Source organism: Acidimicrobiales bacterium, assembly GCA_034521975.1.
Taxonomy (GTDB): domain Bacteria; phylum Actinomycetota; class Acidimicrobiia; order Acidimicrobiales; family SKKL01; genus SKKL01.
Map to the genome: position 1 here is coordinate 114,399 of JAXHLR010000010.1, position 22,438 is coordinate 136,836.

Sequence of the window (22,438 nt, forward strand, 5' to 3'; positions counted from 1 at the left end):
CGGGTCGTGTCCCCGACGTAGGGTTCGTGTGGTCGAGTTGGGAGGAAGGGCCCGCGTGAGCACGGGTGACCGCATCGATGGCACCGCCGCCGGCGGCAGCCCACCGCGTCGTCGGCGCGGTGCCGAGGTCGACCGCGCCCTCGCCGATCTGGTCGCCGCCCATGGAGATGCCGTCTATCGCCTGGCCCGGTCGATCGTGCACGACCCGTCGCTCGCCGACGACGTCGTGCAGGAGACCATGGTGAAGGCGTGGCGCGCTCTGCCCGACTTCGACGGTGAGGTGCCACGACCGTGGTTGTTGAAGGTGGCTCGCAACACCGCGATCTCGCTACTGCGCACCCGGAGGGAACAGGTGCGGGAGGCCGGCGAGTTCGGCGACATGGCCGCGACGGGCGGGGGGCCGGACACGACCGCGGTCGACCGGGCGGCGGTCGACCAGATGTGGGTGGCACTGGCTCAACTCGACGAGACCTCCCGGTCGATGGTGGTGATGCGTGAGTTGTCCGGACTGTCCTACGAGGAGATCGCCGAGGTGCTGGACCTGCCGCTGGCCACCGTCAAGACCCGACTGTTCCGCGCCCGCAGGGCGTTGCAGCACGCGATGAAGGAGTGGCGAGCATGAGAGGTCATCCCGACGAGCGGAACCTGGCCCGCTGGCTGGAGTCGGAGAAGCCGGCCCGGGTCGGCCGTCACCTCCGCGAGTGCGATCAGTGTCTCGACCGGCTCGACGAGTTGTCCGGCCTCGATGGGGGCGTGCGGTCGGGACTCGATTCGATGAGCGCTCCGCCGACCGATCTGGGGGACCGGACCACCGGGGGGGTGCACGAGCGGCTGGCGGCAGAGGAGGCGGCGGCGGCCTTCGTCGAGCTGTTCGCCCTGCCGTGGCGGACGATGTCGGTGCTGGTCGATCCGGCTGCGCCGGCTCGTCGGCCCCCCTCGGCCGTTGCGGTCGACGGGGGCGTTCCGGCAAGCGATGATTCCGACGACGACGGGGAGCGAACCGATGGATGAACTGTGGCAGTGGGCGATCGGAGCGGTCGCCGTGGGCATCATGGCCGGTCTCGCCGGGGCCGGGTTGTTGATGATGGCGCTCACCAAGGGTCGCGAGGACGATCCGGTCTATCGCGACTCGGCCCGCTCGATGGCGATCTCGTGCTTCGTGTTCTTCACCGCCGCCGGGGTCATCATCGCCGTCTCGATCGTCAACCGCGACTCGTTCGAGGACGTGCCGTCGGACCTGGTCGCGGCGTTGCCCGACCTGCTGGTGGCGGGCTTGATCCTGGTCGTGGGACGTGCGGTCGCGCTTGCGGCGGGGAGCTTCGCCGCCAAGGCCGTCGTCGCCGCGAGCGCCCGGGTGCGGAGCCAGGCGGCGTTGCTGGTGCGGACCGTGATCACCGCGGCCGCGGTGGTGCTGGCGCTGGCCCAGGTCGGGGTCGACACCACGCTGTTGCAGATCACCGGCGGTGCGCTGCTGTTCGGCCTCGCTGCTGCCGCTGCACTGCTGGTCGGCCTGGGGGGCCGGGAGTTGGCCGGTGAGATCGCGGCGGGGCGCTACCTGTCGCGGATCGTCGCCGTGGGTGATGTCGTCGAGATCACCTGGGACGGCGAGGTGATCTCAGGTCGGGTGGTTGGCATGCACCCCGCCACTCTCGAGCTGCGCGACTCCGACGGCGTGACCCATCATCTCGGCAACTCTCAGGTGCTCTCCGCGGGGCTGCGCACGAGGGCCGACGGATCCGGCGGCGAGCCCGGTGGAGAGATCTGAGGAAATCGCGCGACTTCTGCGGCTCCCGTGCGTTGTACCTGGTGTCGGGGCGCACACAGCGCCCACCTCAGTTCGAAGGCACCGGAATTGGACTCCCGGTTACTTCCTGTCAGGCAGATGACCACCCTCCCCCAGGGGTGGTCATTCGCCGTTTTTGGGTTGGGTCGACCAACTAGGTTCGGCGGGGTGCGTGCGCTGGTGCAACGGGTGGCCGAGGCCCGGGTGGAGGTCGACGGCGAGGTGGTCGGGGCGATCGGTCCGGGCCTGTGCGTCTTCGTCGGGGTGACCCACACCGACGGGGGCTCGGAGGCGGCCAAGCTGGCGGCCAAGGTGTTGGGCCTGCGGATCTTCGACGACGACGAGGGGGTGATGAACCGCTCGGTCGCCGAGGCCGGGGGCGAGGTGCTGGTGGTGAGCCAGTTCACGCTCTATGGCGACACCCGCAAGGGACGCCGGCCGAGCTGGCTCGACGCGGCCCCACCCGACCAGGCCGAACCGCTCGTCGATCAGGTGGTGGCTGAGCTGGAGGCGTCGGGTGCCCGAGTGGCCACCGGCCGGTTCCAGGCCGAGATGGCGGTGTCGCTCACCAACGCCGGGCCGGTCACGCTGTTGATCGAGGTCTGAACCGATCGAGGTGGCCGGTGGCCAGGAGCCAGGCGCCGAGCACCAGCAGGCCGGCGACGGCGATGGGTGGCCGGTCGCCGAGGCGGACCGCCAGGGTCGAGCCGGTGCGCTGTTCGATGGTGGCCTCGATGACCCGCTGCTCGCCGACGGCGGTGCGCTCGAGGATCGTGCCGTCGGGTTCGATCACCGCCGAGAACCCGGTGGGGGCGGCTTGCAGGACCCACCTGTCGGTCTCCAACGCCCGGAGGCGTGACGAGGCGATCTGCTGGCTCTGGACGATGGTCAGCCAGTACGACGCCCCGTTGGTGGGGTTGAGCACCACCTCGCCGTCTCGCTGTACGCCTTCTCGCACCCGGCCGGCGAAGAACACCTCCCACGAGATGGCGACCGACATGGGCCCCGCAGGGGTGTCGACCAACGCCGGTTCGTCGCCGGGGATGGCATCGTTGGCGACGATGGTGTCGCCCGCGATGCGTTCGAGCACCTCCCGGAACGGTGTCATCTCGCCGAAGGGGACTCGACGCACCTTGTCGTACCGGTCGATGAGGGAGCCGTCGGGAGCGAACACGACCGCCGCGTTGTGGAACGAGCTCTCGCCCGCAGTCTCGACGATCCCGGCGATCAGGGTGGCGTCGAGCTCGCGGGCCAGGTCGGCCAGCTGCGGAGGTCGTTCAGAGGTGGAGTAGTCGTCGCCGACGTGGACCACGTTCTCGGGCCACAGCACCAGGTCGACCGGTCCTGCGATCAGCTCGGAGGCGGTGAGGTGGGCCTGGAACACGATGGGTCGGGCGGCGGCGGAGTCGCGGGTGCGCTGCTCGCCGCCTCCTTGGACCAGGGCGACGTCGAGGGTGTCGGTCACCGTCGAGGTGGGAGCGATCGTCGCGACCAGCACCGCGGCCACCACGACCGCGGTGCCGATGCCCGCCAACCGGGGTCGGCGTCGTACGGCTGAGGCGAGGGCCTGGCCGGCGACCACGGTGACCATCACCAGCAGCACGGGACCGGCGACGCGAACCACCTCGGCGAGGGGGCCGGCCACCTGGCCCTGGGGGATGGTGGCGAGGGGCACCCCCCCGAAGGGGAACGCCCAGCGGATCGCCTCGGCGAGGGCGATGGCGCCGGGGAGGGCGATGCGGCGACCGCGCCCGGGAGGCGTCGCCACGGCTGCGACCCCGAAGTAGGCGGCGTAGGTGATGAAGGCCACCACGTAGCCCGGCGGGGTCATGTCCCACATCCAGAACATGCCGATGGCGAGCCAGACCGCAGAGACCAGCCAGGTGCGTCGGAACCTGACCGCTGCGGGTTGGTCGGCGATGAGCTCGTCGAGCAGGGCGATGCCGACGATGGCGAGCGGCCACCACCCCCACGGTGGGACCGAGGCCACGATGGCGAGCCCGGCGACGACGCAGCGCAGCCACGCCGGGATCACGCCAGGCCGGGCACGGGCTCGCCGTCGTCGTCGACGAGCTGCCAGAACACCACGATGCGGTGCCGGGCCGAACCCTTGGGGTGGCAGGCGAAGGTGGTGGCGGTGAACTCGTAGCTCTGGTCGGCGATCCACATGTCGTCGGGGTCGACGATCTCGGTGTTCACGGCCTGGTAGGTGTGGGTCTCGCCCTCGGCCTCGATGATCATCTCGTCCCCCGGTTCGATCAGGTCGAGGTCGTGGAAGGGACGGCTGTAGGTGGTGCGGTGACCGGCGAGCACCATGTTGCCGACCTGGCCGGGCATCGCGGTGCCCGGCCAGTGGCTGGGGCCCCGGTTGATCATGGTGAGGCTCATGCCCTGGTGCAGCGCCTCGTCGATCCCGAGCCGGTCCACGGTGATGTGGCCGATGACCACGTCTTCGGGCTCGGCCTGGAACGGGTTGGCGGGAAGCGGATCGGCAACCGGCAGCTCGGGCAGTGGAGCAGGTGGCGGATCGGTCGTGGTCGTCGTGGTCGTGGTGGCGGCACTGAGCGCCGGCCAGTCGGCGGTGTAGGCGGCGAGGGTGGCCGATCCGAGTTCTTGGCCGGTCATCTCGCTGCCGCCGGCGCTGCTGCACCCCGCCAGCAGGAGCAGCACAGCGACGATGGCGGCGAACAGGCGCCGGTCGGGACGGTGGGAGGACACGTTTTGCACCTCACTATCGTGGCCTGTCGAGCGCCGGAAGGGAAGGCGGGGCCTGGGCTTTCATCGGCAGGACGGCCCTCCTGCTGAGGGATGGGACCTATCTGGCGAGCGCGCGGGTGGCTTGATGACCCGAGTTGATGCAGGCGGGGATGCCGACCCCTCGGTAGGCGGCACCGGCCAGGACGATGCCGGGAGCCGCTTCGGCGAGTGCGGCCTCGATCTCGGCGACGCGGTCGAGGTGCCCCGGCGTGTACTGGGGGAAGGAGCGGGGCCAGCGGGTGACCCGGACCTCGGTGGGGTCGCCGTGGAGGTCCATCGTGGTGGCCAGGTCGGCGAGGATCGCCTCGACGAGCATCTTGTCGTCCATCTGGATGGCGCGCTCGTCACCGAAGCGTCCCGCTGACGCCCGTACCAGGAACTGGCCGGGTCGGTGGAGATGTGGCCACTTGGTCGAGGCCCACGAGCAGGCGGTGAGCAGCAACCCCTCGGAGCGGGGAACGAGGAAGCCGGTGCCGTCGAGTGGCCGCCCGGTGGCGTCGTCCGCGAAGGCCATGGCCACCAGCGCCACCGACGAGTAGTCGATCCGGGCCAGCCCGTCGGCGGCGGCGGGGGCCAGTTCGGCCAGCAGATCGGCGGCGACGAACGCGGGGGTGGCGACGACGATCCCGTCGACCTCGAGCGTCTCGGACCCGAGCGTCCCACCTTGCGCCGACACCCGCCACCGGTCACCATCCCGCTCGATCGAGCCGATCGGCGTGTCGGTCCGGAGATCGGCCCCGTCGAGGGCGTCGACGAGGGCGTCGACCAGGCGGCCGAGCCCACCACGCAAGGTGTAGAAGACCGGCGCGTCGCTGGGTGCGGGGGCGTTTGCCCGTTGGGCGCGCAGCGCCTCGATGAGGCTGGCATGTGGACTGGTGGCGGCAGCGGCGATCTGAGGAGCGCCGGCGGCCAGGCTCAGCCGGTCGGTGTCACCGGCGTTGATGCCGCCGAGCAGCGGATCCACCAGACGCTCGAGGATCTCGTCGCCCAGGCGTCGACGGATGAGCGATCCCACCGACTCGTCGCCGTCGGGCCGGTCGTCGGCCATGGTGAGATCGTCGGCGGCGCGGGCGGTCGCGTCGAGCGACACCACGCCTGACTCGGCGAGCAGGTCGAGATCGGTCGGGATCCCGAGCACGGTCCCCTGGGGGATGCGCCGCAGCTCGCCGCGGCTGTAGAGATAGGCCGAACCGGGTGGTTGGGGGACGACCTCGTCGTCGAGTCCCAGCTCGTCGAAGAGTTCGAGCGCCCACGGCACCCGGGCCAGCACCGAGTCGGGTCCCGAGTCGAGATCGACGCCCGCGAAGGGAGCGGTGTGCAGCTTGCCGCCGAAGCGGTCGGCGGCCTCGAGCAGGTGGACCTCGTGGCCCTGGCGGTGGAGGTCGAAGGCGGCGGTCAGCCCGGCGATGCCGCCACCGACGACAGCGATCGAACGCGTCATGGGCCTGTCTGGAAACCGGCCGGGACCTGGGCGCGACCCTCGGCGTGGACGAGGTCGACCACGTGGGCGAGGACCCCGGGATCGGTCTCGGGGAGCACGCCGTGGCCCAGGTTGAAGATGTGCGCCGGGTGCCCGCCGTTGAGGGCGAGGATGGCCCGCACCTCCTCTTCCACCGCGGGGATCGGCGCCAGGCAGATGGCGGGGTCGAGGTTGCCCTGGAGGGTGACGGTGCGGCCGATCCGTTGCCGGGCGACGTCGAGCGGGGTGCGCCAGTCGACACCGACGACCTCGGGTCCGGTCTCGGCGATGAGGTCGAGCAGCTCGCCGGTGGTGACGCCGAAGTGGGCCCTGGGCACCCCGAGGTCGGCCACCTCGGCGAACACCCTCGCGGTGTGGGGCATCACGAAGCGCCGGTAGTCGGCGGGGTGCAGCGCGCCGGCCCAGCTGTCGAAGATCTGCACCGCGGCGGCGCCGGCGTCGACCTGTGAGCGCAACGAGGCGATCGCCATGTCGGTGAGGCGCGCCATGAGGTCGTTCCACAGCTCGGGGTCCGAGCGCATGAGCGCCTTGGTGTTGGCGTAGTTGCGTGACGGCCCGCCCTCGACCAGGTAGCTGGCCACGGTGAAGGGGGCACCGGCGAAGCCGATGAGGGGAACGTCGAGCTCGGCAACCAGTTGCTTCACGGTCTCGATCACATAGGGGGTGTCGACCGCTGGTTCGAGGGGACGGAGCCGTTCGAGGTCGGCGCGGGTGCGGAACGGCTGGTCTGCGACGGGCCCCGTCCCAGGCTTGATGTCGATGCCGAACCCGACGGCGTGCACCGGCACCACGATGTCGCTGTAGAGGATGGCGGCATCGACCCCGTAGCGGCGAACCGGTTGCAGGGTGATCTCGGTGGCCAGGTCGGGTTGGGCGATGGCGGTGAGGATGCTCCCGGTGCCCCGGATCTCGTGGTACTCGGGCAGGGATCGGCCCGCCTGGCGCTGGAACCACACCGGCACCCGGTCGCCGGGCTCGCCCCGGCAGGCCCGGAGATAGGCGGAGTCGGCCAGATGGGCGGGTGGGTCGGCATCGGTCACCGGATCACGGTAACCGGCTGGCGTCCGGGCTCCCCAATGCCTCCGGGCGAGGGCGAAGTGACGACCGGAGCACGGCCGGGAGGGGGTAGGATGGCGCACCCCCTTTTGGAAGGGATCACCGGAAGAGGTCCATGCCGTCCCATCCTGAGCTGCAGGCCGAGCAGGCCTACATCGACCATGCCTACGAGTCGCTGGAAGCGAATCGTCTGTCGGCGGTGCGCCTCAAGGAGATGGTCGAGGTGGGCAAGGGCGGCACCGAGCAGGCCCGGTGGGAGCGCGAGGTCATCAACGACAACATCATCCACCGCCTCCAGCAGCTGCACGTGGGGGACGCCTCGCTGGTGTTCGGCCGGATCGACCACGACCCCGACCACGGCGACGACTCGTTCTACATCGGTCGGGTGTCGGTGTCGGGCCCCGACCGCGAACCGTTGGTGGTCGACTGGCGGGCGCCGGTGGCCGAGGCGTTCTACCGGGCGACGCCACTCCAGTCGCTGGGACTGATCCGGCGCCGGCACTTCGCCACCCGGGGGCGCACCCTCCTCGGCATCGAGGACGAGCTCTTCGGCGATGCTGCGGTGGCCGCCATCAACGGCGACGGGCCCACGATCTCGGGGCATGGTGCGCTGATCGCCGCGCTGGAGACGGCCCGCACCGGTCGTCTGGGCGACATCGTCGCCACCATCCAGGGCGAACAGGACGAGATCATCCGCGCCGAGCTGCCCGGCATCCTGGTCGTACAAGGGGGGCCGGGCACCGGCAAGACGGTCGTGGCGCTGCACCGGGCCGCCTACCTGCTCTACACCCACCGGTTCCCGCTCGAGGGCCAGGGCGTGCTGGTCGTCGGGCCCAATCGGCTGTTCCTCAACTACATCGAGCAGGTGCTCCCCTCGTTGGGCGAGGCGGGCGTCGAGCTGGCAGTGCTGGCCGATCTCATCGACGAGGTGCGGGTGGCCGGCTCCGACCGCGGTCTCGCCGCGAGGGTGAAGGGCGATCTGCGCATGACCGGGTTCGTCGCCCGGGCGGTGCGCGACCGCGAGCGACCCCTCCGGGCACCGTTGCGGGTCGGGTACGGGCTCACCCGTCTGTCGATGACGGTCGAGGAGAGCGCCCAGATCGTGAACGAGGCCCGCCGCCGCTACCGGTGGCACAACCCGGCCCGCAAGTACGTCGAGGCCCGGGTCTATGAGGTGCTGGCGGGCAGTGGCCCCGAACAGCTCGACCCCGACACGGTGCGCCAGCGGTTGAAGGCCACGATCGAGCTGCGCGAGGCGCTCGACTGGATGTGGCCGTTGCTGTCGCCGGCGGAGCTGTTGCACGACCTGTTCGGCTCGAAGGCGCTGTTGCGCAACGCCGCGCAAGGTCGGCTGCCCTCGGAGGTCCGTCGTCGCCGCGCGGCTCGCACGGGCGGGAATGCGGGCGACGCCGGAGGGCTCACCGACGACGAGTGGCAGTCGCTGCACCGCCCCCGGTCCGATCACGCCTTGTCGGTCATCTGGACCACCGACGACGTCGCGTTGCTCGACGAGGCCCGAGCGTTGCTCGGTCCTCGCAAGCGGTCCCACGAGCTCGAGCCCCGCACGTACGGCCACATCGTGGTCGACGAGGCCCAGGACCTCTCTCCCATGGCCTTGCGGACGTTGGGACGCCGCTCGCTCAACGGGTCGATGACCATCGTCGGCGACATCGCCCAATCCACCGGGGCGTGGGCCCACGACGACTGGGACGAGGTGCTCGAACAGCTCCCCCAGAAGCGGCCGTCACGCCGGGCCGAGCTCACCGTCGGCTACCGGATTCCCGCTCCGAACATGGCGATGGCGACCCGGGTGCTGCGCGTCGCCGCTCCCGAGCTCACACCCCCGCGGTCGGTGCGCCAGGACGGCGATCCCCCGCGGATCATCGCGACGGCTGGGGGCGGTCGGTCGCTGGCCGATGCGGTGGTCGATGCCGCGCTCGACGAGGTCGATGCCGTGGGCGCGGGAAGCGTGGCGGTGATCTGTCCGCACACCCTGGTCGACCGGTTGTGCACGGCGTTCGAGGAGCGGCGGGTCGAGTACGGCCGAGCGACCCGCCACGGACTCGATTCGCAGATCACGGTGGTGGCGGTGGGCATCGTGAAGGGGCTCGAGCTCGACGCATCGGTCGTGGTCGAGCCGGCCGCCATCATCGAGGACGAGGCCCAGGGCCTGCGGTCGCTCTATGTGGCGCTCACCCGCTCCACCAAGCGACTGGCCGTGGTCCACGAGCGGCCCTTGCCCGAGTTCCTCGCCGAGTAGCTGGCCTCGCCCCCACCCCGCCCGGGCCCCGTGCCCGACCTGCGTCTCGCCTGCCACGAACTTGCGCGGATCCGTCGCGCTCAGCGCGACGGATCCGCGCAGTTTCGGCGGCGGCTACTCAGGGTCGGGGCGGTCGCGGTCGGGGTGGTCGCTGTCGGACTCGCCCTCGAACTCCGGTGGTGGGCCTTCCACGGCTGCTTTGGCGCCGCCGACCTCGGCGGTGGCCCAGGCACCGCCGAGGGGTGTCGGCCCGAGCGGGATGCCGGCCAGTCGCGCCTCCTTGCGCAAGCGCAGCTCGTTGCCCGCGGCCGCGGCCATGGCGGTGACCGGCACCGCGAGGAAGGCACCGATGATCCCGGCGATGATCGCGCCGGCGGTGATGCCGGCCAGGATCACGACCGGGTGCAGCGACACCGCCTTCTTCATGATCACCGGCTGCAAGACGTTCGACTCGACCTGCTGGACGATGAGGACGACCGCCAGCGCGGCGATGGCGGTGCCGAACCCACCCGATGCCCAGGCGACGAAGACGGCCAGCATGCCGGTGACCAACGCACCGACCACGGGGATGAACCCGCCGAGGAACACGAGGAACGCCAAGGGGAACACCAGGGGCACGTCGAGGATCGCCAGACCGATGGCGATCCCGATCGCGTCGATGAGCGCGACCAGCGCAGTGGCCTGCATGAACCCACCGAGCGACCGCCAGGTTCGTGCGGCCACCGCCGAGAGCGCGTCGTGATGTTCGGGTGGGCAGCGCCTCGAGATCCAGTCGACGATCTCGGGTCCGTCCTTCACGATGAAGAACAGCAACACGACGGTGAGCACCAGGGCGGCCATGACCGAGCCCACGGCGATGACGACGTTGGTGGCCATCTCGCCGATGCCGTCGGTCTGCTCGCCGACGTTGGACAGCATGTCCTCGACCTCGTCCTGGGAGAGCCCGACCGGTCCGGTCTCGAGCCACTCGAAGAACTCGTCCACCCCGTCCTCGATCGTGGGACGCAGCTCCTGGGCCTGGCTCACGAACGAGGGAGCCATGGCGGCGAGGACCCCGGTGAGCAGGAGCAGCCCGCCGATGACGACGACCCCTGCTGCGGCTGCGGGTGGGAATCCCCTGTTCTCCAACCGACGGGCGAAGGGGACGCAGAAGGTGGCCAGGACGACGGCCAGGATGATGGGGATGGTGACGAGGTAGAGGAACGCGGCGGTCCAGATCATCGCCGCCGCGGCGACGATGATGACCAGGCCCCGCCAGGAGTACTGGGCCATGGTGTCGACCCATGGCGCCACTCGTCGGGGCGCTGCTCGTTCGCTCGTGTCGCCGTCGTTCGGCATCGCCAGCAATGTTGCTGCGCGACATTGCTCGGAGCGCGGATGCTCCGCTGCCGGTGATCAGGGCAACAGGTCGAGCAGGTCGGCCCATCCGCCGTGGAGGGCCTTGGGCACGATGTGGTCGGCGCGGGCGATGGCCTCGGGGTGGGCATCCTCGGGGGCGACGGCGACGGCGGCACCGTCGAGCAGCTCGAGGTCGTTCGGCCCGTCGCCGATGGCCAGCACCTTGTGGGGGTCGTAGCCGCGGGCCACGCAGAAGGCCTCGACGCCCAACCACTTCGACAGGTCGGGCGGCGCGACGGTGATGGTCATGCCCCCGGAGTACTGGCGCTCGTCGCTGAGGTGGGCGTTGGCGATCGAGTGAAGCTTGGCGGCGACCTCGGCTGCCCGATCGGCGGGGATGCTCAGCACTCCGAAGGCGAGGACCGCTTCGGTGGCGACGATGTGGTCCAGGTCGCCGGTGCGGGCCCACTCGCCGAACGAGCGCAGGTGCTCGGGATGGGTGGAGGGATTCTCGCCCACGAACACGTCGACCTCGTCGTGCTCGACGTAGACGCATGGTTCCACCCCTGCGGCGAGGAACTGCTGGAGCACTGCGGCGGCGTCGTCGGGGGCGAAGGCGTGACGGTGGAGGCGCTCGTCGGTGGCGAGGTCGACGACCATGGCCCCGTTGAGCAACACGGCGGGCGGGTGGAGGCCGAAGCGGGCGAGTGGCGCCCTGGTCGATGCGAGCCGGCGGCCCGTGGCGACGAGCAGCGGGTACCCCCGGCGCTCGAGCTCGGCGACGGCGGCGGAGGTGCGGGGGTGGAGCGCGGCGATGTCGGAGGTGTCCCAGAGGGTGCCGTCGAGGTCGGTGACGACGAGTTCGATGTCGGTCACAGCTCGTACCGGTGGCGGATCTCGGTGATGGGGACTTCCTGGTAGTCGCGGGTTCGGGTGGCGCCGTCGAGGGTCCAGCCCATCTGCTCGTAGATGCGTCGGGGGCGTTGGTTGCGTTCCTCGGTCCACAGCACGCACTCGGTGTAGCCCAATCCTCGTAGGCGGTCGAGTCCGTGGTCCATGAGCCGGCGACCCACGCCGGCGCCCCACACGCGGGGGTGGGTGTAGAAGGTGCCGACCTCGCCGGTGGGTCGGGCGAGGTCGAGGTTGCCGCACTGGTGGACCCAGATGAACCCGGCCAGGCCCTCGTCGTCCTCGGCCACCACCAGGTTGGGGTTCGGCCCGGGTCCACCGATCCGTTGGGCCCACTTGTCGGGCTGGCCCTCGATCTGTTCGAGCTGGTCGGGGGTGAGGAAGCCGGACCACCCGGCGCGGCCTGCCTCGACCAGCAGCTCGCCGATGGCATCGCCATCGGCGGTTGAGGCACCTCGGAAGGTGACGGTCATGTTCAGCCCTTGCGCAGGCGCTCGGCGTAGGCCCGGGCGGCCTCGCGGTACTCGTCTTCGGTGAACGACCAGTGCTGGTGGTCGGCGTCGCCCCATGCGGCGACCATCGTCGGGTTGGTGCGACCGATCGCCGAGGTCATGGCCCTGGTCATGGCGAGGGGACCGGGCGGGATGGCGAGCAGCTGCTCGATGCAGTCCTCTACCGCGGCGTCGAGCTGATCTCGGGGTGCCACCCGTTGGGCGAACCCGGTGCGATGCAGCTCGTCGGCGTCGACCGATCGGCAGGTCATGATCCAGTCGCGGGCGGTGGGCAGGCCGACCTCGCGCACCAGCAGGGGGATGCCCGCCCAGGTGAGGGGGATGCCGATCGCCAGCTCGGGGATCCGTAGCACGGTGTCGTCGGCTGCCACCCGGATGTCGCAGGCGGCGGCCAGCAGCGCGGCCCCGCCCACCACGTGGCTGTGGAGTCGGGCGACGGTGACCTGGGGGATCCGGTCGAGCTGTTCGAGCACACGCTGCCAGCTCCCGGTCGCGTGGCGTCGCTGTGCCCAGTCGCCCTCGATTGGTGGGTAGGCGGTGTTGCGGAAGTCCGCGCCGGCAGAGAACGCTCGCCCTTCCCCGGCGAGCACCAGCACCGAGATGTCGGGGCGGTCCTCGAGCTGATGGAGCAGGTCGGCGAGGGCCCTGCGCAGGGTGTCGTCGAGCACGTTGAGCCGGTCGGGGCGGTTCAGGGTCACCCGCACGACCCGTCCCTCTTCGGCGACCACCAGGCCGGTGGCGTCATCGGTCATGGCCCGAGTCTTGCATCGCCCGCGGTGGGGTGCCCTCGACACCCCTTCGGCGATCGGGTTGGATGGGGTCTCAACAGTCTGGTCACGACGATGGGTCGCATCCGCCATCGAATGTGACCAGACTTGTCGGGAGGGTCACGTGCAGCACACAGCACCACGGTTGGGGCCGAACACGAGCGTCGACGAGGTCGTCGACACGATGACCACCCACGGCTATGCCGTCGTGGAGCGCTACCTCGACCCGGATCGGGTCGCGGCCATCGTCGACGACCTCACCCCCGTGCTGGCCGACACGCCGACGGGACGCAACGACTTCGAGGGCTTCGGCACCAAGCGCATCTACGCGCTGTTCGCCAAGACCAGAGCGTTCGACGACCTGGCCATCGACCCGCTGGTGCTCGGCGTGCTCGACCGGGTGCTCGGCCACCACCAGTTGAGCGCCCCGACGGGCATCGAGATCGGCCCGGGCGAGCCCGAGCAGCCGCTGCACCGCGACGACGGGATCTACCCCGTTCCCGATCCGCATCCCGAGCTGGTGATGAACACCATGTGGGCGTTGTGCGACTTCACCGAGGCCAACGGCGCCACCCGTCTGGTTCCCGGGAGCCACGGCGGCCAGCCCCGTCCCGCCGACGACGTCTCGATGGTCTCGGCGGCGATGCCTGCCGGCTCGGTCATGTTCTATCCCGGCAGTCTGTGGCACGGCGGGGGAGCCAACCAGACCGATGAAGCCCGACTGGGCGTGATCCTCGAGTACTGCGCATCGTGGCTGCGGGCCCAGGAGACCCACCTGCTGGCGGTCCCCCAGGAGGTGGCGGCGACCCTGCCCGAGCGCCTCCAGGAGCTGTTGGGCTACAACATCCATCCGCCCTTCGTCGGCTACGTCGACGGTCGCCACCCCCGGCGGGTGCTGGACGCTACGGTCGCTCGATGCACGAGATGACCGGGATGGCGGGGCGGTTCCTCGCCCTGCACCACGACCACCGACCCTTGCTACAGCCGAACGCGTGGGACGCGGGCTCGGCGAGGGTGCTCGAGGCGATGGGCTTCGAGGCGATCGCGACGACCAGCAGCGGGTTCGCCGCGACGCTCGGGCGGGTCGACTACCGGGTGAGCCGGGACGAAGCGCTCGAGCACGCACGGGCCGTTGCGGCCGCGGTGGACGTCCCCGTGGCGGCCGACACCGAGAACGGGTTCGCCGACGATCCCGACGGCGTGGCCGAGACCGTGCGGCGGGCGGCGGGGACCGGCGTGGCCGGATGCTCGATCGAGGACTACACGGGCCGCGACGACGACCCGATCTATGACGCCGCGCTGGCCGCCGAGCGCGTCGCGGCGGCCGCCGATGCCGCCCACGCGGGTCCCGATCAGCTCGTCCTCACCGCGCGGGCCGAGAACCACCTGCACGGTCGCGACGACCTGGCCGACACGATCGCTCGCCTGCAGGCGTTCCAGGAGGCCGGAGCCGACGTGCTCTTCGCCCCGGGCGTGGTCGATCCCGACGATCTCCGCGTGCTCGTCGGGTCGGTCGATCGCCCGGTCAACGTGCTCGCCCTACCCGGCTGTCCCCCGGTCGAGACCCTCGGCGAGCTCGGCGTGGCCCGGGTCTCGGTGGGCGGCGCGTTCGCCCACGTCGCACTCGGTGGGCTCGTGGCTGCCGCCACCGAGCTGCGCGAGGCGGGGACCTTCCACTACTGGACCCAGGTCGGCGCTTCGCTGCCCACGATCCGCAGGGCGCTCGACCCGCGGTCCTGATCCCGGCGGCTCCTCAGTCGCTGCTTCCGTAGGGCCGGGTGATGATCTCGAGCAGGTGGCCATCCGGACTCGCGAAGTAGACGCCCCGTCCGCCGTCGTTGTGGTTGATCGAGTCGGCCTGGGTGCGCCCGGGGTCGGCCCAGTGGGCGATGCGCCGCTCGGCGATGCGGCCGAAGATCTGGTCGAAGTCGTCCTCGCTCACCAGGAAGGCGTAGTGCTGGGAGGTGATCTCGCCGTCGTGGTCGCTGAAGTCGAGGCTCACGCCGTTGGCGGTCTCGAGCACCCAGAAGTGGCCGAACGGCACCGGCGCTGAGAGCCCGAGCAGCTCGGCAGCCCACCGTGCCGATCCTTCGGCGTCGCGTGCGGCGACGATCGTGTGGTTGAGCGCGACGGCCACGGTGATCCCTCCGTTTCCCGTATGTGGAGCCAGTCTGTCGGGTCGTGCGACGACTTGCGCCGGTTTCGTCGTGGTGATCGCCGACATGCGGGCTCCCACCGCTAGCCTCCCGCGCATGTTCGACACGATGCACACGAGGCGGCTGACGGCGGCCGGCCTGATCGTTGGGCTGCTCCTGGTGGGCGTGGCCTGTGGCAACGACGACGAGACCGATGAGGCGGCCGCGACCACGACCACCACCGAGGCCGACGATCTGGACACGACCACCAGCACGGGCGCCACCAGCTCCTCCACCACCAGCTCGTCCACGACCACGACCAGCTCGACAACGACGACCACCGCGAGCGACGCATCGGACGCGCTCGCGTTCTTCCAGCGCACCGAGTCGGAGTGCATCTCCCACTCCAACGACGTGGGCAACACCCCGCCCGAACCGCAGCGGTTCGCCGACGCGACGGTGCTGGGTGCGGGCCCGGGATCGGGCGACACCTGGCTGATCGAGGACGGAATGGGCGACCAGCTCGTCGTCGACCTGGACGGGGCTGTCGTCCACTCGACCGACGGTCCCGACCAGCCCCTTCCCACGATGTACAGCTTCGGCTGTCCCCCCGACCTCTATCCCGGCACCATGACCCACTGAGTCAGCGCGACGCCAGGCAGATGGTCCGCACCCGCTCGGTGATCTGGTCTGGCTCCACCGGTTCACACCCCCTCCGCTCGGGGTCTCGTGCCAACCGAGCGTAGTCGGGGAGCCGGATGTCAGACTGTGATGATGGGTGTGATCGGAACCGTGGCCAGCCTCCATCGCTTTGCGGTGAAGTCGATGCAGGGCGAGTCGCTCGACGAGGTCGAGATCGACCACGACGGGATCGTCGGTGACCGCACCTGGGCGTTGCGCGATGTGGAGACCGACAAGTTGGTGAGTGCCAAGCGACCCCGGCTGTGGCGGGCGATGCTCGACTGCCGGGCGACGGGCCTCGGTGACGAGGTCCAAGTCGAGCTGCCCACGGGCGAGGTGTTCGGTATCGGTGATCCCAAGCTTCGGGTCGCGCTCGAGGCACTGCTCGGTCGCGCGGTCACCGTCGAGAAGGCGGTCACCCCGCAGCAGGGCATCTACGAGTCGGATTGGCCCGAGATCGAGGGCCTCACCCTCACCGGCGAGATCGACCTGCCCACCAACATCACCGGTGAGGGCACGTCGTTCGTCGACGTCGGCGTGCTGCATCTGCTCACCACCGCCAGCCTGGCCACGCTGGCCGCGTCCGGCCCGCACACCAGCGACGACCCACGCCGGTTCCGTCCCAGCATCCTCATCGAGACCCCTGGCCTCGATGGCTTCGCCGAGGACGCCTGGCAGGGCCGGGTCCTGAGCATCGGTGACGTGGAGGTCACCGTCGGCGACCCCACGCCCCGCTGCATCATGACCACCGTCGAACAAGGCGATCTGCCGGCCGAGCCCGGAGTGCTGCGAACCCTGGCCGGCGAACACCGGGTCGCCAACCCGCTCGGCACCTTCGCCTGTCTGGGGTCCTACGCCACGGTCACGACGCCGGGAACGGTGCGGGTCGGCGACGCGGTCACTCTGCGGTGAACCGGAGCGGTCTGGGCGCCTGGATCTAGATCCGCGTTCGGGGTCCGTAGGCGCGCCCGGCGCGGGAGCCGAGCCCGAACACCTTCGCGAAGAACCCCTTCTTCTTGGGCTTCACGAAGTGGATCGGCTTGGGTTGCTTGACCTGGTAGCCGGCCTCCTCGATCGCTGCCCACACCTGCTTGGTGAGCTCTTGGCCTTCGGGGGTGGCTTCGGTGGAGAGCTCGGCGTAGGCGTGGGAGACCATCGTGGCGAACGAGTCGTCGCAGGCTTCGCGGAGCGCTTCGTTCGCGGTCCACACCTCGTCGAGCACCTGCCAGTCCGAGAGCGGGCGGCCGGGCTTGTCGAACTCGGGCCGGAGTCCCTGCGGGCTGTCGTACTGGTAGGTCATGGTGGTGCTCCCCGCGCTCGACTGCTCATGTGTTCCTCGACGGTGCCCTTCGACCATGGCACACCGTGGTGGCCAGGCGAGCGATCGTGGCCGAGCCAGTGCGACGTGTGGTCAGCGGCTGCTGGGGGCGGTGGGGGTGAAGCGAACCTTCATCTCCTTGAGGCCGCCCACGAGGGGGATGCCGGCAGCCTCGAGGGGGACCGGTTCGGCCATGACCTCGATGTCGGGCAGTCGGGTGAGGAGGTGCCGGAACGCGACCGACACCTCGCGGCGGGCCAGGTGGGCCCCCAGACAGAAGTGCGGCCCCGGCCCACCGAAGCCGACGTGGGGGTTGGGGTCGCGCAACACGTCGAAGCGTTCCGGCTCGTCGAACTCGCGGGGGTCGCGGTTGGCGGCCCCGTAGAACATCACGACCTTGTCGCCTTCGGAGAAGGTGTGGTCGGCGACGGTGACGCCGTCGTGGGTGGCCGTGCGACGCATGAAGGTGACGGGGGACGCGACCCGCACGATCTCGTCGACCGCGGTGGCGGTGACGCCGTCGAGGTCGTCCTGCCAGATGCGGCGCTGGTCGGGGTTCTGGGCCAGCAGGTGCAGCCCGTGGCTGAGGGCGTTGCGGGTGGTGTCGTTGCCCGCGACGGCGAGGAGTATGAAGAACGGGGCGATCTCCTCGGGGGCGAGCATGTCCTCGCCCGGTTCGGCGTGCACCAGCTTGGAGGTGAGGTCGTCGGTCGGGTTGGCCCGCCGCTCCTCGGCCAGCTCGTTCATGAGTCCGGTCAGCTCGAGGCCGGCCTCGAAGAGCGCCTCGACGACCGGTTTGCCGTCGAGGAAGTCGGGGTCGCCCGATCCGAGGATCACGTTGGTGGCGCGCAGCACGGTGTCGAACTCGCTGCGGGGGATGCCCATCATGTCGCAGATGATGAGCAGCGGGAACGGCTGGGAGAAGGCCTGGACGAAGTCGACCTCGCCCGTCTCACACATGTCGTCGATGACCTCGGTGCAGATCGTCTCGACCGAGTCGAGCACGCCCTGGAGTTGGCGGGGCGTGAACGAGCGCGACACGATGCCGCGCTGTCGGGCGTGGCGGGGGTCGTCCATGTTGATGAACGAGCCGAAGAACTCGAGCATCTGCTCGTTCATGTCGGGGATGGAGACCGCTCCCTTGCCCGAGCAGAAGTCCTGGGCCCGGCGGCTGATCTCGACCACCTCGTCGTAGCGGGTGACTGCCCAGAACGACTCGGTGGACTCGGTCATCGGGTTGAAGTAGGTGACCGGTGTGAACGGGCCCCGCTCGCGCAGCTCGGCGAAGTGGACCATGCGGTCCGCGAGCGGCTGCTGCCAGAAGGTCGGGTCGGCGAGCTTCGAGGCTGGTTCGGTCATGCGGGTCGTCCCCCTGGAGCGCGTGGTGCGGGGCTGAACCTAGCCGCCCTATACGCTGTACACCACCCACCCGGCGCGGTCGGTGGGCGGTGGCCGGCGGTCGTGCTCGTGGGACTCAGCTCGACGGGGATCGCGCCAGCACGACGGTGGTCGTCTGCTCGGTGTCGGCCCGGATGAAGGTGACCGTGATCTCGTCACCGGGCTCGTGCGAACCGATGACGGCGGCGAGGTCGGCAGCGCCGTGGACCGTGTCGTCGCCGATGGCGATCACCAGGTCGCCGGTGCGCAGACCGGCCTCGTCGGCCGGAGACCCGTCGACGATGTCGGCCAGGAGTGCGCCGCGGCTGCCGTCGGTGGGGTCGGCGACCTGCACGCCGAGGTGACCCTTGGGCTGGGTCACCGTGCCGGTGCGGAGCTGGTCGATGACTGACGCTGCTTGATCGGCGGCGATGGCGAATCCGATGTTCTCGGCGGCACGCCCGCCGCTGCTGGTGGCCACCGCCGTGTTGATGCCGATGACCTCACCGACTGCGTTCACCAGCGGGCCACCGGAGTTGCCCGACGAGATGGATGCGTCGGTCTGGATCAGACCGGTCATCGTCCCGTTCGGGGTCGACAAGGTGCGGTCGACCGCCGAGACGATGCCCTGGGTGACGGTCGGGCCGCCGCGCAGGGCCAGTGCGTTGCCGATGGCGACCACGCCGTCGCCCACTGCGACCGATGAAGAGTCGCCGAGCTCGGCGGCGGGAAGACCGCTGGCTCCGTCGATCTGGAGGAGGGCGAGATCGCGTTCGGGGTCGGTACCCACGACCCGGGCCTCTCGCGACTGGGGATCGCCCTCGAGGGTGACGCGAACGGTGGTGGCGCCGTCGACCACGTGGGCGTTGGTGAGAACCTCACCGTCGGGCGAGATCACGATTCCGGTCCCGGCGCCGGTACCCGTACCGCCCAACGGTGTTCGGACCTCGCTCTGGATGGTGGCGACCGACGGGCCGACCTGGTCGACGATTCCGGCCACGTCGAGGGGCTCGCCCGAGACCGGCAGGCCTCCGGCGGCGACCGGATCCGAGGCTGCAACGTCGCCCGGACCTTCGTCGGCGGCGAGGGAGGCGCCGGCGACACCACCGACGCCGCCGGCAAGCAGCGCGGTCACCAGCACGGCCAGCGCCAGCCGCCACCGCGAGCGCTCCGACGCTGTGGGGGCAGCGACCGCCTGCTGCGGAGCGGTGAGCACGGGCGGCGGTGGTGGTGGGGGCGGTGGTGGCGGAGCGGTGAGTGTCGGGTTCTCGTCCATGTCGCGCCAGTGTCGGGACCGATCCTTGGAGGATCCTGGGAGCGCGCTGAGGATCGCCGCCGACCTCGTCCCCGCGTGCGGCGGTCAGGCCTCGGGGTCGGTGGGCAGTGCGACGGTGACCGCGAAGCCTGCGCCCGGGGCGGTTCGCACCGACGCCTGGCCGCCGTGGGCCTCGGCCACCGACTGCACGATCGACAGCCCGAGACCGCTGCCGCCCGACCCCTGCTCCCGGGCTCGTGACCGGTCGGCGCGGAAGAAGCGCTCGAAGACCTGCGCGGCGGCGAGGTCGTCCATCCCCGGCCCCGCGTCGCTGACGGTGAGTCGTGCCCACCGATCATCGATGCTCACCTCGACGCCCACCGGCGTCCCCTCGGGGGTGTGCACCCGGGCGTTGGTCAACAGGTTGGCGATCACCTGGCGCAGGGCGTCCTCGTCGCCGGGGACCACCGCCGGCTCCACCGTCACCTCGATCGGCCGGTCCGGGTCGACCGCCCGGGCGTCGTTCACCGCGTCGCCCACCAGCTCGTCGAGCCGCACCGGTTGCCGGTCGAGCGGGCGATGCTCGTCGAGGCGGGCCAGCAGCATCAGGTCTTCGACCAGGGCAGCCATGCGGTTGGCTTCCTGGCCGAGCCGGCGCATGGCCTCGGCCAGCTGCTCGGGGTCGCGCAGCCCCCCGGCCTCCCACAGCTCCGCGTAGCCACGGATCGACGTGAGCGGGGTCCTCAGCTCGTGGGAGGCGTCGGCGGCGAAGCGACGGACCCGCTCCTCGGACCGACGCTGGCGTTCGAAGGCGTCCTCGATCTCGTCGACCATGGTGTTGAACGCCTGGCCCAGCCGTCCGGCTTCGGTACGGTCGTCGGTGCGTTCCACCCGCCGGGTGAGGTCGCCGGCCGCGATCTGGTCGGCGGTGGAGGCTGCCGCGACCAGGGGGCCCACACCGAGGCGCAGCACCCACCAGCCCATGGCCGCGAGGGCGACGAGCACCGTGGCCGACCCTGCGACCTGGATCAGCCGGCCCCGGCCGAGGGCGGCGTCGAGGTCGGCGAGGTTGATGCCGACGACCAGCACCCTCGGCGCCTGGGGCCTGATGCTGACCGCCGCGAGCCGCCACCGGGTGTCACCGTCGGCGCTGCTCACCGTGAACGGGGCGATGGGCGAACCCACCCGGGTGGCCCGGTCGGTGAGCGAGGAGGCGTCGACGGCCGGGGGATCGACGTCGCGAAGTCGGGTGCCCACCGGCACGAGGGCGCCCGCGTCGAGGTCGGCGACGGCGAGGAACAGGTCGGTGATCGGCTCGGTGCGGTCGGACTGGTTGTCCAGCGCCTGTGCCCGGCCGGCGAGGACGGGACGTTCGACGGTCTCGGCGAGCCGGTCGTCGACGCGGCCCATGAGATAGCCCTCGAAGGTGGAGGCGAGGACGAGGTTCGAGGCGACCAGCACCACGACCACCGCCAACACGCCGAGCAGGACCCGACGGCGTAGCGACATCAGTCGACCCGCAGGGAGTAGCCGACCCCTCGCACCGTCTTGATCAGTGGCGGTCCGAGGGAGTCGATCTTCTTGCGCAGGTAGCTGATGTAGGTCTCGACGACGCTGGCGTTGCCGTCGAAGTCGTACTGCCACACGTGGTCGAGGATCTGCGCCTTGGTGAGGACCCGTCCGGCATTGACGAGCAGGAAGCGCAACAGGTTGTACTCGGTCGGAGAGAGCTCGACGACCTGTCCGGCCCGGCGGACGACATGGGCATCGTCGTTCATCTCGAGGTCGGCCAGGGCCAGGATCGACGAGCCGGTGTCCTCGCCCTTGCGACGGAGGATGGCCTCGACCCGGGCTGCCACCTCCTCGACGCTGAAGGGCTTGGTGACGTAGTCGTCGCCGCCGAGAGTGAGCCCCCGCACCTTGTCCGACGTGTCGTCGCGGGCGGTCAGGAACAGCACCGGGACTCGGTCGCCCTCGAATCGCAGCCGGCGCACGACCTCGAACCCGTCGAGGTCGGGGAGCATGACGTCGAGCACGATCAGGTGCGGATCGAGCTCGGCGACGGCGTCGAGGGCCCCCCGGCCGGTGTGGGCGACCCGCACCTCGTAGCCGAAGTGGCTGAGGGTGGCGTCGAGGAGGAAGGTGATGTTCTCCTCGTCGTCGACGACCAGGATGCGGCTTCTGGGCGTATCACCCATGGCGAAGACCTCCTCGGGCACAGGATCGACCCGGTTGCTGGGAGCTTCCTGTGTGTCTCCTGTGAGTATGCCCGAGCAGGCCTCGCCGCTCGACCCAGGGCCGCCCGCGCTCAGCCCACGTGCAGTCTGGTCACCGTCGATGGTGCATGTGGCACATCATCGTGACCAGAGCCGCCGCGGCGGTGGGTCGAGCTCGACTCCCTGCTGTTCGGCCAGCTCGCGAATGGTCATGCCCTCGCGGAGGGCACTGCGGATCTCCTCGACCGAGAGTCCGAGGTGGTCTGCCACCCGCTCGAGCACCGGCCGGTGGGCGAAGCCGGGTCCTGGTCGGTGGCCACGGCGCGGCACGGCGTCGACGAGGGCCTCCTGCACGGCGTCGGCCTGTTGCTGGTCGATGGTGCCATCGGCGACCAGCGGTGCGAGCGTCTCGCCGATCCACGCTCCGACCGGCCGCTCGGTGCTGTCGGCGGCGGGTTCCTCGCCTTCGGCTGCGTCGACCAGTCCGACTGGGCTGAGGACCGATGCCCCAATCGCTCCGGCAAGGACCCCGACCGCCAACGCAGCAGCAGTGATGGCTCGTCTCATGGTGCTCCTTTCCGCTCCCGGCTCTCG

24 protein-coding genes are annotated in these 22,438 nt (G+C 70.6%); 9 read left to right on the forward strand and 15 right to left on the reverse strand.

Features of this window, described 5'->3' with window-relative positions:
- Nucleotides 1-55: 55 nt before the first annotated feature.
- The 4 genes from U5K29_15640 to dtd all read left to right on the forward strand — a co-directional run bounded on the left by U5K29_15640 (nt 56) and on the right by dtd (nt 2,389).
- Nucleotides 56-622 (forward strand): RNA polymerase sigma factor, encoded by a 567-nt coding sequence (locus U5K29_15640; GenBank protein ID MDZ7679972.1) that lies wholly within the window; start codon nt 56-58, stop codon nt 620-622.
- Nucleotides 619-1,011, forward strand: a complete 393-nt coding sequence (locus U5K29_15645) for a hypothetical protein (protein MDZ7679973.1) — start codon at nt 619-621, stop codon at nt 1,009-1,011. The genes U5K29_15640 and U5K29_15645 overlap by 4 nt, the downstream gene beginning before the upstream one ends.
- Nucleotides 1,004-1,765 carry a hypothetical protein gene (locus U5K29_15650; protein ID MDZ7679974.1) on the forward strand — a complete coding sequence of 254 codons (762 nt, stop codon included), beginning with the start codon at nt 1,004-1,006 and terminating at the stop codon, nt 1,763-1,765. The genes U5K29_15645 and U5K29_15650 overlap by 8 nt, the downstream gene beginning before the upstream one ends.
- A gap of 186 nt (nt 1,766-1,951) precedes the next feature.
- The gene (gene dtd, locus U5K29_15655; GenBank protein ID MDZ7679975.1) at nt 1,952-2,389 is read left to right on the forward strand and encodes a D-aminoacyl-tRNA deacylase; all 438 of its coding nucleotides are present in this window, start codon (nt 1,952-1,954) and stop codon (nt 2,387-2,389) included.
- Here dtd and lnt read toward each other — a convergent pair.
- The 4 genes from lnt to hemE all read right to left on the reverse strand — a co-directional run bounded on the left by lnt (nt 2,367) and on the right by hemE (nt 7,060).
- Nucleotides 2,367-3,818, reverse strand: a complete 1,452-nt coding sequence (gene lnt, locus U5K29_15660; protein ID MDZ7679976.1) for an apolipoprotein N-acyltransferase — start codon at nt 3,816-3,818, stop codon at nt 2,367-2,369. The two genes, dtd and lnt, sit on opposite strands and share 23 nt — an antisense overlap.
- Complete coding sequence (locus U5K29_15665) at nt 3,815-4,510, reverse strand: class E sortase (GenBank protein MDZ7679977.1); 696 nt, start codon at nt 4,508-4,510, stop codon at nt 3,815-3,817. Before U5K29_15665 ends, lnt begins: the two co-directional genes overlap by 4 nt.
- 88 nt (nt 4,511-4,598) lie before the next feature.
- The gene (gene hemG / locus U5K29_15670) at nt 4,599-5,981 is read right to left on the reverse strand and encodes a protoporphyrinogen oxidase (GenBank protein ID MDZ7679978.1); all 1,383 of its coding nucleotides are present in this window, start codon (nt 5,979-5,981) and stop codon (nt 4,599-4,601) included.
- Nucleotides 5,978-7,060, reverse strand: a complete 1,083-nt coding sequence (gene hemE / locus U5K29_15675; GenBank protein MDZ7679979.1) for a uroporphyrinogen decarboxylase — start codon at nt 7,058-7,060, stop codon at nt 5,978-5,980. The genes hemG and hemE overlap by 4 nt, the downstream gene beginning before the upstream one ends.
- Nucleotides 7,061-7,191: 131 nt before the next feature.
- On the opposite strand from hemE, the gene U5K29_15680 reads away from it, so the two are divergent.
- Entirely contained in the window at nt 7,192-9,336 is a 2,145-nt protein-coding gene (locus tag U5K29_15680) for an AAA family ATPase (protein ID MDZ7679980.1), read from the forward strand.
- Between the two features lie 114 nt (nt 9,337-9,450).
- On the opposite strand, the gene U5K29_15685 is transcribed toward U5K29_15680, so the two are convergent.
- Genes U5K29_15685 through U5K29_15700 form a run of 4 tightly spaced genes read right to left on the reverse strand, consistent with a single transcriptional unit; the run spans nt 9,451 to nt 12,847 of the window.
- Nucleotides 9,451-10,674, reverse strand: a complete 1,224-nt coding sequence (locus U5K29_15685; protein ID MDZ7679981.1) for an AI-2E family transporter — start codon at nt 10,672-10,674, stop codon at nt 9,451-9,453.
- 57 nt (nt 10,675-10,731) lie between these two features.
- Nucleotides 10,732-11,550: an HAD family hydrolase gene (locus U5K29_15690; GenBank protein ID MDZ7679982.1), complete on the reverse strand. Its 819-nt coding sequence runs from the start codon at nt 11,548-11,550 to the stop codon at nt 10,732-10,734.
- Nucleotides 11,547-12,056, reverse strand: coding sequence for a GNAT family N-acetyltransferase (locus U5K29_15695; protein MDZ7679983.1), 510 nt, complete (start codon nt 12,054-12,056; stop codon nt 11,547-11,549). The genes U5K29_15690 and U5K29_15695 overlap by 4 nt, the downstream gene beginning before the upstream one ends.
- A 2-nt stretch (nt 12,057-12,058) precedes the next feature.
- Nucleotides 12,059-12,847, reverse strand: a complete 789-nt coding sequence (locus U5K29_15700) for an enoyl-CoA hydratase/isomerase family protein (GenBank protein ID MDZ7679984.1) — start codon at nt 12,845-12,847, stop codon at nt 12,059-12,061.
- A 139-nt stretch (nt 12,848-12,986) separates the two neighbouring features.
- Here U5K29_15700 and U5K29_15705 point away from each other — a divergent pair, with 139 nt between their 5' ends.
- Nucleotides 12,987-13,790: a phytanoyl-CoA dioxygenase family protein gene (locus U5K29_15705; protein ID MDZ7679985.1), complete on the forward strand. Its 804-nt coding sequence runs from the start codon at nt 12,987-12,989 to the stop codon at nt 13,788-13,790.
- Complete coding sequence (locus U5K29_15710) at nt 13,778-14,602, forward strand: isocitrate lyase/phosphoenolpyruvate mutase family protein (protein ID MDZ7679986.1); 825 nt, start codon at nt 13,778-13,780, stop codon at nt 14,600-14,602. The genes U5K29_15705 and U5K29_15710 overlap by 13 nt, the downstream gene beginning before the upstream one ends.
- A 13-nt stretch (nt 14,603-14,615) precedes the next feature.
- Here U5K29_15710 and U5K29_15715 read toward each other — a convergent pair whose 3' ends face one another.
- On the reverse strand, nt 14,616-14,999 hold the full coding sequence (locus U5K29_15715; protein ID MDZ7679987.1) for a VOC family protein: 384 nt from the start codon (nt 14,997-14,999) through the stop codon (nt 14,616-14,618).
- Between the two features lie 115 nt (nt 15,000-15,114).
- On the opposite strand from U5K29_15715, the gene U5K29_15720 reads away from it, so the two are divergent.
- Together U5K29_15720 and U5K29_15725 are read left to right on the forward strand one after the other, a co-directional pair.
- Nucleotides 15,115-15,639 (forward strand): hypothetical protein, encoded by a 525-nt coding sequence (locus tag U5K29_15720; protein MDZ7679988.1) that lies wholly within the window; start codon nt 15,115-15,117, stop codon nt 15,637-15,639.
- Nucleotides 15,640-15,771: 132 nt separating this feature from the next.
- Nucleotides 15,772-16,590, forward strand: a complete 819-nt coding sequence (locus U5K29_15725; protein MDZ7679989.1) for an MOSC domain-containing protein — start codon at nt 15,772-15,774, stop codon at nt 16,588-16,590.
- 25 nt (nt 16,591-16,615) lie between these two features.
- Here U5K29_15725 and U5K29_15730 read toward each other — a convergent pair whose 3' ends face one another.
- The 6 genes from U5K29_15730 to U5K29_15755 form a co-directional block, all read right to left on the reverse strand.
- Nucleotides 16,616-16,978 carry a hypothetical protein gene (locus tag U5K29_15730; GenBank protein MDZ7679990.1) on the reverse strand — a complete coding sequence of 121 codons (363 nt, stop codon included), beginning with the start codon at nt 16,976-16,978 and terminating at the stop codon, nt 16,616-16,618.
- A gap of 111 nt (nt 16,979-17,089) precedes the next feature.
- On the reverse strand, nt 17,090-18,355 hold the full coding sequence (locus tag U5K29_15735; protein MDZ7679991.1) for a cytochrome P450: 1,266 nt from the start codon (nt 18,353-18,355) through the stop codon (nt 17,090-17,092).
- A gap of 115 nt (nt 18,356-18,470) precedes the next feature.
- Nucleotides 18,471-19,649, reverse strand: coding sequence for a trypsin-like peptidase domain-containing protein (locus U5K29_15740; GenBank protein MDZ7679992.1), 1,179 nt, complete (start codon nt 19,647-19,649; stop codon nt 18,471-18,473).
- A gap of 84 nt (nt 19,650-19,733) precedes the next feature.
- A complete protein-coding gene (locus U5K29_15745) occupies nt 19,734-21,137 on the reverse strand; it encodes a HAMP domain-containing sensor histidine kinase (protein MDZ7679993.1) in 1,404 nt (467 codons plus the stop codon).
- Nucleotides 21,137-21,826 carry a response regulator transcription factor gene (locus U5K29_15750; protein ID MDZ7679994.1) on the reverse strand — a complete coding sequence of 230 codons (690 nt, stop codon included), beginning with the start codon at nt 21,824-21,826 and terminating at the stop codon, nt 21,137-21,139. Before U5K29_15750 ends, U5K29_15745 begins: the two co-directional genes overlap by 1 nt.
- A gap of 156 nt (nt 21,827-21,982) precedes the next feature.
- Nucleotides 21,983-22,411, reverse strand: coding sequence for a hypothetical protein (locus U5K29_15755; GenBank protein ID MDZ7679995.1), 429 nt, complete (start codon nt 22,409-22,411; stop codon nt 21,983-21,985).
- Between the last annotated feature and the right edge of the window lie 27 nt (nt 22,412-22,438).